The sequence below is a fragment of the Mucilaginibacter sp. KACC 22773 genome (genome assembly GCF_028736215.1).
GTDB lineage: Bacteria > Bacteroidota > Bacteroidia > Sphingobacteriales > Sphingobacteriaceae > Mucilaginibacter.
The window spans coordinates 956,441-972,300 of sequence record NZ_CP117883.1 but is presented as its reverse complement, the minus strand read 5'-3'; the positions used below and the strand labels follow the sequence as shown (position 1 = coordinate 972,300).

Sequence of the window (15,860 nt, the reverse complement as noted above, 5' to 3'; positions counted from 1 at the left end):
TTAAAATTCTGTTAATTCTATAAATTCGTTTAATTCCGGTTCAGACAACTTCTTCAGACAGAAACTCCCGTATATCCGTCACCTTCCCTGTAATGGCACTTGCTGCCGCGGTTAGCGGGCTGGCCAGGAAGGTGCGGGAGTTAGGTCCCTGTCTTCCTTCGAAGTTACGGTTAGATGTGGATACGCAGTATTTACCTGCCGGGATCTTGTCCTCATTCATGCCCAGGCATGCGCTGCAGCCAGGTTCGCGAAGCGGGAAGCCCGCTGCATCAAATATTTTGTCCAGCCCTTCGCGGATGGCTTGTTCCTGTACCTGTTTAGAGCCGGGGACTACCCATACCACTACGTTATCTGCTTTGTGTTTGCCTTTTACAAATTCGGCCACCTGGCGCAGGTCTTCAATGCGCGAGTTGGTGCAGCTGCCGATGAAAACGTAATCAATAGGTTTACCCAATAATTGTTCATCATCATGCAGCCCCATGTATTCAAGGGCTTTTTTGTACGATCCCTGTTCTTTTGCTTCAAACGAAGCAGTTTCGGGAACGTGTTGTGTTACGCCAATGCCCATGCCGGGGTTTGTTCCGTAGGTAATCATTGGCTCAATATCTTCGGCTTTAAAGGATAATACTTCATCAAAGGCTGCATCCGCATCTGAGTATAAAGTTTTCCAGTAAGCTACTGCTTTGTCCCACTCTTCGCCTTTAGGGGCAAATTCGCGGCCCTTTACATATTCAATTGTGGTGTCATCGGGGGCTATCAATCCGCAACGGGCACCCATTTCGATGCTCATGTTACAGATGGTCATGCGGCCTTCCATGCTTAAAGCGCGGATGGTATCGCCTGCATACTCCACTGCATAACCTGTACCGCCGGCGGCCGAGATTTTGGAGATGATATACAGGATAATATCTTTGGCGCCAACACCTTTTTGCAGCTTGCCGTTTACTTCAATTTTCATGCGTTTTGGGCGCGATTGCAGTAAACACTGGGTGGCCATTACCTGCTCAACCTGTGAGGTGCCTATACCAAACGCTATGGCACCAAAGGCGCCGTGTGTTGAAGTATGGCTATCGCCGCAAACATAAGTACCACCGGGACGGGTGATGCCCAGCTCGGGCCCTATTACGTGCACTATCCCCTGGAAAGGGTGACCTAAACCATAAAGCTCGATACCAAACTCTTTGCAGTTTTTGGTGAGCATATCAACCTGGTAACGGGAAAGTTCTTCTTTTATGGGGAGGTGCTGATTAATTGTAGGAACGTTATGATCAGCAGTGGCCACTGTTTGTTTTGGCCTGAAAACAGGTAAACCCCTGGTGCGCAAACCATCAAATGCCTGCGGACTGGTTACCTCGTGTATGAAGTGTGTGTCGATGTATAAGATATCAGGAAAACCCTCGTTGCTACTGACGACGTGCGCATCCCATATCTTATCAAATAATGTTTGTCCCATGGTGTTATAGTATCAAGTAGTAAGTATCAAGTATCAAGACCGCTGCGTAAGCTGTCAGCTTGATTTTGATACGGCATATAGTATCGAGTAGTAAGTATCAAGTATCAAGACAGGTACACGAGAGTCGTTGAGTTGATTTTGTTTGACACAGTACTGGTATTATAACAAGTAGTTAGTACCTGCTGCAAATCAAAAATCTTGCTACCTGATACTAACTACTTGATACATATCTTACGCTTCTACAACCTGGTTTTCAGGGCGTAAGCTGCGTACAGTTTTACCTGCAAGCCATAATTCGCTTTCGCGTAATTCTTTCAGTTCGGCATCTAATTTTTCGCGATAATCAGGCTGGCTGTTCAAATCAATTGAACGTTGTGATTCTTTGCCGGTTGCAACGCTTTTGTATAATTCTTCAAATACCGGTTTAGTGGCATCACGGAATTTTTTCCACCAATCTAAAGCACCGCGTTGTGCTGTAGTTGAGCAATTGGCGTACATCCAATCCATACCATTTTCTGCAACTAATGGCATTAATGATTGGGTTAACTCTTCAACAGTTTCGTTAAAAGCCTCAGATGGTGAGTGACCATTTGCACGCAATACATCGTACTGAGCGGCAAAAATACCCTGGATACAACCCATCAGCGTACCACGCTCGCCGGTTAAATCGCTAAATACTTCTTTTTTGAAGTTGGTTTCAAATAAGTAACCGCTACCTACAGCAATACCTAATGAAATTACACGATCAAACGCTTTGCCTGTAGCATCCTGGAAAATAGCGTAGCTTGAGTTTAAGCCACGGCCTTGCAGGAACATACGGCGTAATGAAGTACCCGAACCTTTAGGGGCAACCAAAAATACGTCAACATCTGCAGGCGGAACGATGCCTGTCTGCTCGTTAAAAGTAATACCAAACCCATGAGAGAAGTATAATGCTTTACCCGGAGTAAGGTGTTTTTTTACAGTTGGCCACAAAGCAATTTGTGCAGCATCGCTTAATAAGTAGCAAATTACAGTTCCTCTTTGTAAAGCTTCTTCAATTTCAAAAAGGGTTTCGCCCGGTACAAAGCCATCGCTTACAGCTTTATCCCATGTTTTTGTGCCTTTACGCTGACCAACAATAACATTGATGCCATTGTCTTTTTGGTTAAGCGCCTGGCCCGGACCTTGAACGCCATAGCCAATTACTGCTACAACTTCATCTTTTAGTACTTCCTGAGCTTTTGATAAAGGGAACTCATCGCGGGTAACCACATTTTCTTCGGTACCGCCGAAATTTAATTTTGCCATTGTTTTATTGTTTGTTTTTTGGGATATCACCGATTTATAGATGATTTCACCGATTTTGATTTTATATTAATTTTAGGTTATCTAATTTAATCGTCACTGCCAGGTACGAAGCAGTCCCCGATTAGCATATCCGCCCTGTATAGTTCGGGATTGCTTCGTGCCTCGCAATGACGGTCTTTTTTTACAGGAGTCCGGCCTTTTGCCTTTAAGCTTTGACCTTTCGCCTTTTCAATTACATCGTAAATACTTTTTGTCCCTGGTTTAAATATTCGTTCTCAATAACGTCTTCGCCCGGTTCAAGGCGCTCAAACTCGCGCAATTTACGGTTAAATCCGTCACTATCTTTAATAATTGCAACGCGGGCGCTGCGTACAAACTCAATCAGGCCGTAAGGCTGCAAAATACTGATCAGGTTATCTGTTTCCTCGCGGTGGCCGGTAGTTTCAAACACCGTATAATCTTTACGGATCACTACAGCGCGGGCGCCATTTTCGCGCAATAAACGCTCAACACTTACCTTCTCGGCAATTACGTCTGTCGATACTTTATATAACGCCATTTCCTGCCAAATCACATCTTCGTTGGTATGGTAGTATACTTTTAATACCTCTACCTGTTTTTCAATCTGGCGGGTAAGTTTGCGTACCACATCTTCCGATTCGGTGATCACAATATTGAAACGGTGAATATGCTCTATCTCTGATGGAGACGTATTCAAACTATCAATATTAATTTTACGGCGTGTAAATATAATAGCTATCCGGTTTAATAAACCAATCTGGTTTTCCGTATAAACCGTGATATTAAATTCCTGTTTTTCTGTATCCTGGGTCATGATTTTAATTTTTAAGTCCTCTCCTTTGGAGAGGATTTAGGTGAGGCTTCGTTTACTTTAACCTGATCTCGCTTACACTGCAACCTTGCGGTACCATCGGGAATACGTTATTCTCCTTGGTAACCATTACTTCTAAAAGGAATGATCCTTTGTTGCTCAGCATTTCATTTAATGCCGATGGAAGATCCTTACGGTCATCAATACACTTGCCGGGGATGCGGTATGCTGCTGCCAGCGCCACAAAATCGGGGCTTTGGATATCGACAAACGAGTAACGGCGCGAGTTAAACAATTCCTGCCATTGCCTTACCATGCCCAGGAAACGGTTGTTCAGGATGATAATTTTTACATCGATACCGCTTTGCATGATCGTACCTAATTCCTGGCAGGTCATCTGGAAACCGCCGTCGCCGATGATAGCTACCACAGTACGGTGCTGCGCACCAAATTTAGCGCCTATGGCTGCCGGCAGGGCAAAGCCCATGGTGCCTAAACCACCGCTGGTAACGTTGCTGCGGGTATTGTTAAATTGAGCATAACGGCAGGCCACCATTTGGTGCTGACCTACGTCGGTAACTATTACTGCTTCGCCTTTGGTAATTTCGTTAAGTTGTTTAATTACTTCGCCCATCGTCATTTCAACTGTAGTTGGGTTAAGTTCTTTTTCAATTACCTGCTCCACTTCCTGGCGGGTGTATTCATTGAATTTAGCAAGCCATTCGGTATGCTGTTTTTCATCTACCAAGGCGGTAAGCAACGGCAGCGTTTCTTTACAATCGCCCCAAACAGGTACGGTCGATTTTACGTTTTTGTCAATCTCGGCCGGATCAATATCCAGGTGGATAACCTTTGCCTGTTTGGCATATTTATCAAGGCGGCCGGTTACACGGTCGTCAAAACGCATACCTATGGCAATTAACACATCGCATTCGTTAGTTAATACATTTGGCCCGTAGTTGCCGTGCATGCCCAGCATACCCACATTTAAAGGGTGATCTGTTGGGATAGCGCCTGCACCTAAAACAGTCCATGCTGCCGGAATCCCGCTTTTTTCAACAAAAGCTTTAAATTCCTGCTCGGCACTGCCCAAAATTACGCCCTGGCCAAAAAGGATAAATGGTTTTTTTGCTTCATTAATTAAAGCGGCAGCTTCCTGGATATACTGCTGGCGAACTATAGGTTTTGGCCTGTAGCTGCGGATATGGTTGCAGGGTGTATAACCTTTATAGTTAAACAGCTGGATCTGCGCGTTTTTTGTAATATCGATCAATACCGGTCCGGGGCGGCCGCTTTTGGCAATGTAAAATGCCTTGGCAATCACTTCAGGGATCTCGTTGGCATCTGTTACCTGGTAGTTCCATTTGGTTACCGGGGTAGTAATGTTAATTACATCGGTTTCCTGGAAAGCATCGGTACCTAAAAGATGCGCGAAAACCTGGCCGGTGATACATACCAATGGTGTGCTATCAATTTGCGCATCAGCCAGGCCTGTTACCAGGTTAGTTGCACCAGGGCCACTGGTTGCAAACACAACACCCACTTTACCGGACGTACGCGCATAACCCTGCCCCGCATGGATACCACCCTGCTCATGGCGGACCAGGATATGGTTCAGCTTATCATTGTAATCAAACAAAGCATCATAAATGGGCATAATTGCACCACCCGGATAGCCGAAGATGGTATCAACACCTTCAACAATCAATGCTTCCAATAATGCTACCGATCCTGAAACTTCAACTACAGGTGTTTTTGCGGCTTCTTCTGCTGTTTCACCTATTTCCTGAACTATTGTCTGCGTCTCCATATTTTTTGACCTCTATCCCCCCTAAAAGGGGAGTGTTAAGTGTATATTTTAATTATCTATCTTTTTCCCTTGTTCCTGTTCCCCCTTCAGGGGGTTAGGGGGCTACTACATTTCGTCTGTTACGCAACCTTCAGCAGCCGAGCTAACTGTTTTGGCGTAACGGTATAATAAACCTTTGGTTGCTTTTAAAGCGGGCTGTTTCCAGGCGGCTTTACGTGCTGCCATTTCTTCGTCTGATAGTATTACATTGATGGTATTTGTCGTTGCATCAATAATAATTTTATCATCGTCGTTAATTAAGCCAATGGCGCCCCCGTCAAAAGCTTCGGGGGTGATGTGGCCTACCACAAAACCGTGTGTACCGCCGCTAAAGCGTCCGTCGGTAATCAATGCTACCGAGCTACCTAAACCAGCACCAAAAATGGCCGATGTTGGCTTAAGCATTTCGGGCATACCGGGTGCGCCTTTAGGGCCTACGTTGCGGATAACCACCACATCACCTTTTTTGACTCGGCCGCTCTGGATGCCGGCAATCAGTTCAAACTCGCCATCAAACACGCGGGCAGGGCCTTCAAAATGAGTACCCTCTTTACCTGTAATTTTGGCTACGCTACCACCCTCGGCAATATTGCCGTAAAGTATCTGTAAGTGGCCGGTAGCTTTAACAGGCTTTTCAACCGGCCATATAATTTTTTGTGTATCAAACTCCAGTTCGGGTACATCTGCTAAGTTTTCGGTAATTGTTTTACCGGTAACGGTAAGGCAATCGCCATGTAACCAGCCTTGCGCCAAACAATACTTCATCACAGCCGGAACGCCGCCAATGTTGTGTAAATCCTCCATCATGTATTTACCGCTTGGTTTCATATCGGCCAATACCGGGATGCGGTTACTTACTGTTTGGAAATCGTCCTGGGTTAATTTAACATCAACGCTTTTGGCCATCGCAATCAGGTGCAATACCGCGTTGGTTGAGCCACCCAATACCATGATCACAACCATAGCATTTTCAAATGCTTCGCGTGTCATGATGTCTGATGGTTTGATGTCTTTCTCTAACAATATTTTGATAGCCTTTCCTGCTGCCAGGCACTCGGCTTTTTTATCTTCGCTTAGCGCCGGGTTTGATGATGAGTAAGGCAAGCTCATACCCAAAGCCTCAATAGCTGCGGCCATCGTATTAGCTGTATAAATACCACCGCATGCACCCGCGCTTGGGCAGGCATTTTTAATGATGCCCATAAAATCAACATCCTCAATAGTACCGGCCATCCTTTTACCTAAAGCCTCAAATGCCGATACAATGTTCAGGTCTTCGCCTTTCCAATGCCCGGGTTTAATAGTGCCCCCGTATACCATAATTGACGGACGGTTTAAACGCCCCATGGCCATAATAGAACCGGGCATGTTTTTATCGCAACCAGGCAAAGTAATTAAACCATCATAATATTGCGCACCTGTAACAGCTTCAATCGAGTCGGCAATAATATCGCGGCTCACTAAAGAATAACGCATCCCTTCTGTACCGTTGCTCATGCCATCACTTACGCCAATGGTATGAAATATCAGGCCTACCATATCCTCATCCCAGATACCTTGTTTAACTATCTTAGCCAAATCGTTCAGGTGCATGTTACAAGTGTTACCATCGTAACCCATACTTGCCACACCAACCTGGGCTTTGCGCATATCATCGTCTGTTAAACCAATACCATAAAGCATGGCCTGTGCAGCCGGCTGTGTTGGATCCTGGGTAAAAGTTTTGCTATACTTATTCAATTCTATAGCCGCCGTGGTATCTGATGATGAACTCATTTTATTTTTTTAGTAGACTAACTTTATAAATTATTCTTGTTGTTGACCAGGTTTATTTGATTGCTTGAATCAATAAACGTAAGGTAGATATAGCAACCGCGAATAACAATAGTCAGGATTTATTTTTTCAAAAAGTATAATATATCTAAATATATCAATTAAACAATATAAAATTACGCATTTATAACATTTAAAGGAACATAATTTTTAACAAAATAGACCAAAGTTCAAAACGGTATTCGGTACATATTTTATGCATGCATAGTAAATTGCCAATTTTCTTCCTAAAATGGGGTTGGTGGCTAAAAAAGTTTGTTAAATGTGCAGATTCCAGATGTGCAGATATGCAGATGATGATACTGCATTATTTTTTGAATTTGCCAATTGACATAAATATTCCTGCCTTTTTACTCCCTATAATTCATTCTCTAAAAACCCTATTAAAAAAACAATTAAAAAAAAACGTCCGGGTGCTATACCCGGACGTTTTTTCTGAAAAATAAGGGTATAGTTTATTTATGCAGAATTCCTTCGGCTAAAATAATGACCTTATTGTTTAATGCTTCAACTACGCCGCCTTTGATAAAAAACACTTCTTCTTTACCGGCGTTACCCCCACGTACAACCAGCTTACCATCCTGTAAGGTTGATATGATAGGCGCGTGGTGGTTTAATATCTCAAATAATCCCAAAGTACCAGGTACGGTAACCGATGTGGCTTCGCCCTCGTAGATCTTTTTATCGGGAGTAAGAATTTCTAAAGTCATTTCTTTATAGTATCAAGTAGTTAGTATCAAGTATCAAGTACATTTATGAAGATCAAGTAGCAAGATTAAAATAAGTCTTGCTACTTGATACTATATACTTGCTACTAATTATTAGCTTCTGCCAATAATTTTTTACCTTTTTCAATGGCATCTTCAATGCTTCCAACCAAGTTGAATGCACCTTCAGGGTACTCGTCAACTTCGCCGTCCATGATCATATTGAAACCTTTGATGGTATCTTTAATATCAACCAATACACCTTTTAAACCGGTGAACTGCTCGGCAACGTGGAACGGCTGAGAAAGGAAACGCTGAACACGACGGGCGCGTGATACAACCAGTTTATCTTCTTCAGATAACTCGTCCATACCTAAGATGGCGATGATATCCTGAAGTTCTTTGTAACGTTGTAAAGTTTCTTTAACACGTTGAGCGGTATTGTAATGCTCGTCGCCCAAAATTGCCGGGCTTAAGATACGTGATGTAGAATCTAAAGGATCCACAGCGGGGTAAATACCAAGCTCTGCAATTTTACGTGAAAGTACTGTTGTAGCATCCAAGTGGGCAAATGTTGTTGCCGGTGCAGGGTCGGTCAAGTCATCCGCAGGTACGTAAACGGCCTGAACAGATGTGATTGAACCACGTTTGGTTGAAGTAATACGCTCCTGCATGGTACCCATCTCAGTTGCCAGTGTTGGCTGGTAACCTACCGCAGATGGCATACGGCCTAATAACGCCGATACTTCGGAACCTGCTTGTGTAAAGCGGAAAATGTTGTCGATAAAGAAAAGGATATCGCGGCCTTTACCATCCTCATCACCATCGCGGAAATACTCGGCAATAGTTAGGCCCGATAAAGCTACACGTGCACGTGCACCAGGAGGCTCGTTCATTTGACCGAACACGAAGGTTGCTTTTGAATCTTTCATCATTTCGGTATCTACTTTAGATAGATCCCAGCCACCTTCTTCCATTGAATGCATAAATGCATCGCCGTATTTTATAATGCCTGCTTCAAGCATCTCGCGCAAAAGGTCATTACCTTCACGTGTACGCTCGCCAACACCTGCAAATACAGATAAACCTGCATAAGCTTTAGCGATGTTGTTGATAAGCTCCTGAATTAATACTGTTTTACCTACACCGGCACCACCAAACAATCCAATTTTACCACCTTTTACATAAGGCTCTAACAAATCGATTACTTTGATACCTGTAAACAATACTTCAGTTTCGGTAGACAAGTCTTCGAAACGCGGAGGAGTATTGTGAATAGGGCGGCCATTGGTTTTGTCAAGATCGGGTATACCATCGATAGCATCGCCTACTACGTTAAATACACGGCCTTTAATATTTTCTCCAATTGGCATTTTGATAGCCGATTCCAAATCCAAAACTTTCATGCCACGTAGCAATCCGTCTGTTGAATCCATCGCAATCGCGCGTACACGATCTTCACCTAAATGCTGCTGAACTTCTAAAATGATTTTTTGGCCATTATCTTTCGTGATCTCTAACGCGTCATAAATTTTGGGGAGATGAGCGTCATCAGCGAAACTTACGTCAACTACCGGACCGATGATCCGTGATATTTTTCCAATGTTTGGCATATATAACCTGGTGTTTAAGAATTTTTCTATTTAATAGTATCCTGCTTGTAAAATATAAGATGCTATTTCAGAGGCGCAAAGTTATGATTTCTATCCAAATATTTAAATAGCAAAGGCAACATTTTTGCACGATAATTTATGTCGGCTTTAATTATAGTTACCGATCGCCAAAATCAAGCATTATTTTGCCAATATGCCCGTTGCTTTCCATAAGCTCGTGGGCTTTTGCGGCTTCGGCAGCAGGAAAAACAGCATGAACAACAGGTTTGATTCGGCCAGATGCCAATAGTGGCCAGATAACCGTTTTTAATTTGTGTGCAATAGCACCTTTAAATTCTACCTCGCGCGAGCGCAGCGCAGAGCCGGTAATAGTCAATCTCTTTCGCATCACCTGTGCCAAATCAATTTGAACATTATTGCCGTTCATCGTATTAATAAGCACCAACCGGCCCTCAACAGCCAGCGATTTAATGTTGCCGGTTGTATAGTCGCCACCTATCATATCCAATATTACATCAACGCCTTTGCCTGCGGTTACATCATTAATAACATCGGCAAAGTTTTCTGTTTTATAGTTGATAGCTTTTGCCGCGCCTAAAGCCTCACAAAACCGGCATTTATCTTCCGATCCGGCTGTTACATAAACCGTATGCCCCAACGCTTTGGCCATTTGGATAGCGGCAACGCCAATACCGCTTGAGCCCCCATGAACCAGTAATGTTTCGCCGTCCTTTAAACCTGCACGATCAAACACATTGCTCCAAACGGTAAAAAACGTTTCGGGCAACGAGGCTGCTTCTGTAAATGAAAGATTTTCGGGTATCGGCAGACATTGTTCTTCGGGAGCATTACAATATTCGGCATAACCGCCGCCTGCAACCAGGGCGCAAACTTTATCGCCAACCATCAGATGGGTTACCGTTGTACCAATAGCTACAACGATACCGGCAATTTCTAAGCCCGGGATATCCTGTGGTGCGCCGGCGGGAGGCGGATAATTACCCTTGCGCTGAAAAACATCCGGCCGGTTAATACCCGCGGCCATAACCTTAACTAATACTTCGTTATCGGCATAAGCTGGCTGGAGCCGTTCCTGTACCTGTAAAACCGATGGTTCGCCGGGGCGGGTTATAATAACTGCTTTCATTTTGGCTCGGTGGGTGTGTTCAAAGGTAGCCAATACAATCGAGTTAATATCGAACACCCAATGTCCAATATCGAATAATGAAAGAAAAGCTTCGATGTTTGACATTCGGAATTCAGTGTTCGATATTAATTTACTTGCGTTTTTTTAACTTACCACATTATTATCGCACACTTAACCGTCATATTGTTGCAATCAGAAAAAATTCGTGGTGTTGTTGTACCTTTTCATGCTGATAAAAAATTAAATTTGCAGCTGCAAACAATCATTCTTTTGGACAGAAAACTGATAATAGGAACACGTGGCAGCGAATTGGCGCTGTGGCAGGCCAATTTTGTAAAAGATAGCCTTGCCGCCATCAACATTACCGCCGAGTTAAAGATCATTAAAACACAGGGCGACCGTATCCTCAACCTCAGCTTTGATAAGCTGGAAGGCAAAGGTTTTTTCACCAAAGAATTAGAAGAAGAATTATTAGCCGGCACTATTGACCTTGCGGTACACTCGCATAAAGATTTGCCGACCGAAAACCCTCCGGGACTCATCATCGCAGCAGTTTCAGAACGGGAAGATCCATCTGAACTGTTGCTGATATTGAAAGATTGTGTAGATGTGCATCAAAAGCTATCTGTTAAATACGGAGCTATTGTTGGCACATCATCAAACAGGCGCAAGGCCCAGTTACTGGCCTACCGCCCCGACCTGGAGATAGCAGAATTACGTGGCAACGTACCTACCCGCATAGGTAAACTACGCGACGAAAAGTATGATGCTATTATGCTGGCCAAGGCCGGTGTAAGCCGCTTGAATATCGATTTAAGCGAATTTCACGTAGAGGAATTAACCCCTGCCGAGCTGATCCCTGCACCTGCACAGGGCGCTTTGGCCATACAGATACGTGAAGCCGACCAGGAACTTTTTGAAGTCCTGCAAGCACTGCACCACCCGGATGTAGCCGAAGAATTAGCTGTTGAACGTACCGTGCTGAAGCTGTTTGGCGGTGGCTGTCACCTGCCCCTGGGCTGCTATTGCCGCAAGGAGGATGACGTGTACCAGGTATTTACCTCAAAAGCCGATGAAGGTGATGAATTCCCGGATAGGGTATTCCTGAAATCGGATACAACTGATGGCCTTGCCCAAAAGGTTGTAGCCATGTTTGATACCAACCGTAAACTGGCCCAAAGCGTATTTATCACCCGCGATCTTTCGGAGCAAAGCTACTTCCGCAAGGCGATGGAAAAACATGGCATCAATATAGATGCCCGTTCGCTTATCCGCACGGTACCCGTCATCAATAAACTTGATCCTTATATTTTAAGAGATATCAACTGGATATTTTTCAGCAGTAAAAATGCGGTAGAGTATTTCTTTGCACTAAAGCCGCAATTATCCAATAAAGTAAAATTTGGTGTAATGGGCTCTGGATCTGAAGATACCTTGCGCCGTAACGGCCACTTTGCAGCCTACGTTGGCGAGAGCGGCGATACAGCCGAAGTTGCGGCCGATTTTGCAACATTAGCCAACGGCACTAAAGTATTGTTTCCCGGCGCCGAGGGTTCTTTACGCAGCATACAACAAGGCTTATCTGCCGAAACCAAAATAATCGACCTTACTGTTTACGAAACTGTAATTGAAGAGCAGGTAGAAGGGACCGGTGCTGATGTACTGGTTTTTACCAGCCCATCTAACGTAGAGGCCTATTTCCAGGATAACCTGTTAGAGCCCAACCAGCAGGTAATAGCCATTGGTAAATCAACTGGCAAAAAATTCGACGAAATGGGCACCAGGTACACATTACCCTTTTCGCCCGACGAAGTAGGCTTAGCCGAAGCCGTTTTTGGAACAACCTGTTTAACCAACAGGTGTTAAAAGCTTAATATGTTTCACTGGCAATGTAGGTAGTGTCATGCATGAATTGACAAATGGTATTGCAGCAGCAACTTTAAGTTTATATCGGAAGAATACGAAAAACGCAAAAAATCATGGTTAACATGTGTTAACCATGATTTTTTGTTAAAATGCTAATTATAAGATATTTAAGTAAAAATAAATCAAAATTGTGTTAACCTTTGTTAACCATGTTTGCTTACATGACCCGTCCTGAAATAACTATACAGATTTGTGAGTTAATCCTGTAAACACTATACAGGTTCTTTTTTTAAAGATAAAGTTAAATAACTTGTTGTTTGTTTGTTGTGTTGGAATGTGGGAAACTCCTTCAGTTTTCCATATTTCAACACGTTTTTCTTTTTTTGCTTCTTTTTTTCTTTTTGCTGAACCTCCTCTTTTTGTTGATAACTCATCTGTCAGGCGGGTATGGCCAGCGGCTTTTCCTTCTCCCATTTGCCCGGGTATTCCTTCCAGCGTTTTTTCAGTACATCACCTTGTTCATGCGCCTGGCAAGGCGTCAGGTAGTCACAGCTTCCATGGGGCCTCAATTCGTTGTATGCCTTAATACTGCTATCGATCTTTTTATAAGTCTGCTCAAAGTTAACCGGGCTGATGTACAGGTCGAACTCCCCCTTGATGATGCCATTCATTCGTTCGGCCAGTGCATTCTCATACGGGTCACCCCGTTCAGTCATACTGATGGAAATAGTTTCGTTCCCAAGCAATTCCACATAATCCTTAGAGCAGTATTGGGACCCTCTGTCAGAGTGATGGGTAAGGGTTTGCCCGCTGTAACTGCGGACATCCAGGGCCATCTGTAAGGCCGCTATAGGCCCCAGCGCCAGCATATCCAGGCGGAAACAATAACCCATGATCTTACGTGAAAATGCATCTGTTATCAGTGACAGGTAGCCCCATTGGTTTTGCACCCGAATGTAAGTTATATCGCTTACCCAAAGTTCCTCCGGCCGTATAATATGCATTTCCTTTACCAGGTTGGCGTACTTATGCATCCAGTGCCGGGAATCGGTGGTGATTGCTTTTCGTTTACGCTGCCTGATCAGCAGCTTATGAGCGTCAAGCAAGTCAAACAGGTAGTCCCTGCCGATTTCTATATGATGAGAAGCCAGTTGCGGCTTAAGCAGATAAAGCATCTTTCTTGTCCCTAACCGGGGTAAAGGCTTCCTTATTTCATGAACAAGCTGCAGGATAATTTCCTCTTTGATAGAGTCATCCTGGTTTCTCCATAAGTGATCATAGTGCGCATGGCGGGTTTTGCCAAACAGTCCGCATAGAAACGCCCAGCTTAAATGCGCGTAATCCTGCTTCATTATCATGACTGCCTGGCCCCAGCTTTTTTTCTGATCTTGATCTTAAACTGATCCTCTGCTACATCAATAAGGGTATTTAAGGCACTGATCTTTAGCTGTGCATATTCCAAAGCCTTTTTTAAAGCTTCCGTTTCCGGGTCCGGCACACCAGACTGCCCTTCAGCTTTATCCTTCATCTCAAACTTTTCATGAACCGCAAGTTCGGCATTTTCTTTCAACGAGGCCTTAAGCCATTTATTTAACGTTTCTCCACTTAGTCCGTATGACTTCCTCGCTGCATAAGGTTTCAGAATGCCTTGCTCAACCTGGCGGACGACGGATCTTTTTTCTATGTCGCTTAAATGATATCCCCGCTGTTTTTCCTGGTACTCTTTCGAGCCGCGGTCGCGCATCCATTTACTCAGAGATGCCCGCGACATGCCATACTGATAGGCTATCACGCTCCGCGGAGTCCCTGATTCTATCAATTTTATGATCTCATTCCGTAGGCTGCTTTCAAAGTGACATCGCTTAGTAAGGCGAATCTGACTCGCTTTTTGTTCCGATTCTTCTTTCATACACTTTCTTTTAGTGTATAGTTATTTCAGGACGAGTCAACACTCCCGCTCATCTTAATAGTATGTTTTCATTGTCAATTTATACATGACACAACACTAATGTGTTTAAACACACCGCCGTGAAGCCGGAGCAGAATTTCCGGCTACTAACACTATTGTCATCATCAATTTATGGGTTTCCATTGCTTATCAAACAGTTAGATGAAATGAAGCCCTGAATATTTTGTTTGTATTATACAATTCTGTAAAATCATCCTTACGCCATAAATTACCTTTAATAGGTTTAGAGGGGCCATAATTGTTTGGGTTTATATAACTTTGCGTGCCTCCGGCGATAAAGGCAATTCCCGAAACCGGAGCATTAGCTATAACATGTTACAACGACCACGTAGAAACCGTAAGAGTGAAATAATCCGCCAAATGGTGCAGGAAACGCATATAAGTGCGGCCAATTTGATATTCCCCCTGTTTATTATTGATGGCGAGAATCAGAAAAGCGAAGTATCATCTATGCCGGGTATTTACCGGTATTCTGTAGATAATTTATTGCGCGAAATTGAAAGCTGCATGAAGCTGGGTTTAAAATCATTTGATTTGTTCCCCAATATTGACGAAGCCCTGAAGGATACCATGGCGACCGAAAGCTACCGCGAAGAAAGCTTGTACCTGCGCGCTATCCGCGAGGTAAAAAAGAACTTTCCCGAGGCATGCGTTGTTACCGATGTAGCGATGGATCCTTATAGCAGCGATGGCCATGATGGCATTGTTAAAAACGGCGAAATATTGAATGACGAAACGCTGGAAGTTTTAGGTAAAATGGCGCTGGCACACGCACAATGCGGTGCCGATATTATTGCCCCATCAGACATGATGGATGGCCGGGTAAGATATATCAGGAATGTATTGGACCAAAATGGCTTTACCAACGTTTCTATCATGTCGTATTCGGCCAAGTATGCAAGCGCTTTTTATGGGCCGTTCAGAGATGCTTTAAATTCGGCGCCCAAGTTTGGTGATAAAAAAACTTACCAGATGAACCCGGCCAACCAGCGCGAGGCATTGATAGAGGCTAACTTAGACGAGTTGGAAGGCGCCGACTTTTTAATGGTAAAACCGGCCCTGCCCTACCTGGATGTGATAAAACTAATAAAAGATAATACCGAACTACCCGTAGCCGCTTACAATGTAAGCGGCGAATACGCCATGATAAAAGCCGCTGTGCAACGCGGCTGGCTCAATGAGCAGCGCGCCATAACCGAGGTGCTTACCAGCATCCGCCGGGCAGGCGCAACCGCGATATTGACGTATCATGCCAAGGAAGTTTTGGAGAATAAATGGCTTTAACAGAGGTAAAAGATTAA

At 44.0% G+C, this 15,860-nt stretch carries 13 protein-coding genes; 2 read left to right on the top strand and 11 right to left on the bottom strand.

The features are described 5' to 3' along the window. Positions 1–40 precede the first annotated feature (40 nt). The 8 genes from leuC to PQ469_RS04155 all read right to left on the bottom strand — a co-directional run bounded on the left by leuC (position 41) and on the right by PQ469_RS04155 (position 10,724). Positions 41–1,453: a 3-isopropylmalate dehydratase large subunit gene (gene leuC, locus PQ469_RS04190; protein ID WP_274211846.1), complete on the bottom strand. Its 1,413-nt coding sequence runs from the start codon at positions 1,451–1,453 to the stop codon at positions 41–43. Positions 1,454–1,684: 231 nt separating this feature from the next. Next, positions 1,685–2,743 (bottom strand): ketol-acid reductoisomerase, encoded by a 1,059-nt coding sequence (ilvC, locus tag PQ469_RS04185; RefSeq protein WP_274211845.1) that lies wholly within the window; start codon positions 2,741–2,743, stop codon positions 1,685–1,687. A 232-nt stretch (positions 2,744–2,975) separates the two neighbouring features. Next, positions 2,976–3,578 carry an acetolactate synthase small subunit gene (gene ilvN / locus PQ469_RS04180; RefSeq protein ID WP_090643201.1) on the bottom strand — a complete coding sequence of 201 codons (603 nt, stop codon included), beginning with the start codon at positions 3,576–3,578 and terminating at the stop codon, positions 2,976–2,978. Between the two features lie 52 nt (positions 3,579–3,630). Continuing rightward, entirely contained in the window at positions 3,631–5,385 is a 1,755-nt protein-coding gene (gene ilvB / locus PQ469_RS04175; RefSeq protein ID WP_274211844.1) for a biosynthetic-type acetolactate synthase large subunit, read from the bottom strand. Between the two features lie 105 nt (positions 5,386–5,490). Continuing rightward, on the bottom strand, positions 5,491–7,200 hold the full coding sequence (gene ilvD / locus PQ469_RS04170) for a dihydroxy-acid dehydratase (RefSeq protein ID WP_274211843.1): 1,710 nt from the start codon (positions 7,198–7,200) through the stop codon (positions 5,491–5,493). 512 nt (positions 7,201–7,712) lie between these two features. Further along, positions 7,713–7,967, bottom strand: coding sequence for an ATP synthase F1 subunit epsilon (gene atpC, locus PQ469_RS04165; RefSeq protein ID WP_090643187.1), 255 nt, complete (start codon positions 7,965–7,967; stop codon positions 7,713–7,715). A gap of 104 nt (positions 7,968–8,071) precedes the next feature. Next, a complete protein-coding gene (gene atpD / locus PQ469_RS04160; RefSeq protein WP_090643183.1) occupies positions 8,072–9,577 on the bottom strand; it encodes a F0F1 ATP synthase subunit beta in 1,506 nt (501 codons plus the stop codon). Positions 9,578–9,734: 157 nt separating this feature from the next. Beyond that, positions 9,735–10,724, bottom strand: coding sequence for an NAD(P)H-quinone oxidoreductase (locus PQ469_RS04155; protein ID WP_274211842.1), 990 nt, complete (start codon positions 10,722–10,724; stop codon positions 9,735–9,737). 270 nt (positions 10,725–10,994) lie between these two features. Between PQ469_RS04155 and hemC the strand changes: the two genes are divergently transcribed. Then, complete coding sequence (hemC, locus tag PQ469_RS04150) at positions 10,995–12,590, top strand: hydroxymethylbilane synthase (RefSeq protein ID WP_274213809.1); 1,596 nt, start codon at positions 10,995–10,997, stop codon at positions 12,588–12,590. 240 nt (positions 12,591–12,830) lie between these two features. On the opposite strand, the gene PQ469_RS04145 is transcribed toward hemC, so the two are convergent. Genes PQ469_RS04145 through PQ469_RS04135 form a run of 3 tightly spaced genes read right to left on the bottom strand, consistent with a single transcriptional unit; the run spans position 12,831 to position 14,499 of the window. After that, positions 12,831–13,064: a hypothetical protein gene (locus PQ469_RS04145; protein WP_274209700.1), complete on the bottom strand. Its 234-nt coding sequence runs from the start codon at positions 13,062–13,064 to the stop codon at positions 12,831–12,833. After that, positions 13,028–13,942, bottom strand: coding sequence for an IS3 family transposase (locus PQ469_RS04140; protein ID WP_274209701.1), 915 nt, complete (start codon positions 13,940–13,942; stop codon positions 13,028–13,030). The genes PQ469_RS04145 and PQ469_RS04140 overlap by 37 nt, the downstream gene beginning before the upstream one ends. A 2-nt stretch (positions 13,943–13,944) precedes the next feature. Next, the gene (locus PQ469_RS04135; protein ID WP_274209702.1) at positions 13,945–14,499 is read right to left on the bottom strand and encodes a hypothetical protein; all 555 of its coding nucleotides are present in this window, start codon (positions 14,497–14,499) and stop codon (positions 13,945–13,947) included. 372 nt (positions 14,500–14,871) lie between these two features. On the opposite strand from PQ469_RS04135, the gene hemB reads away from it, so the two are divergent. Continuing rightward, positions 14,872–15,843, top strand: coding sequence for a porphobilinogen synthase (hemB, locus tag PQ469_RS04130; protein ID WP_274211841.1), 972 nt, complete (start codon positions 14,872–14,874; stop codon positions 15,841–15,843). The last annotated feature ends 17 nt before the right edge of the window (positions 15,844–15,860 follow it).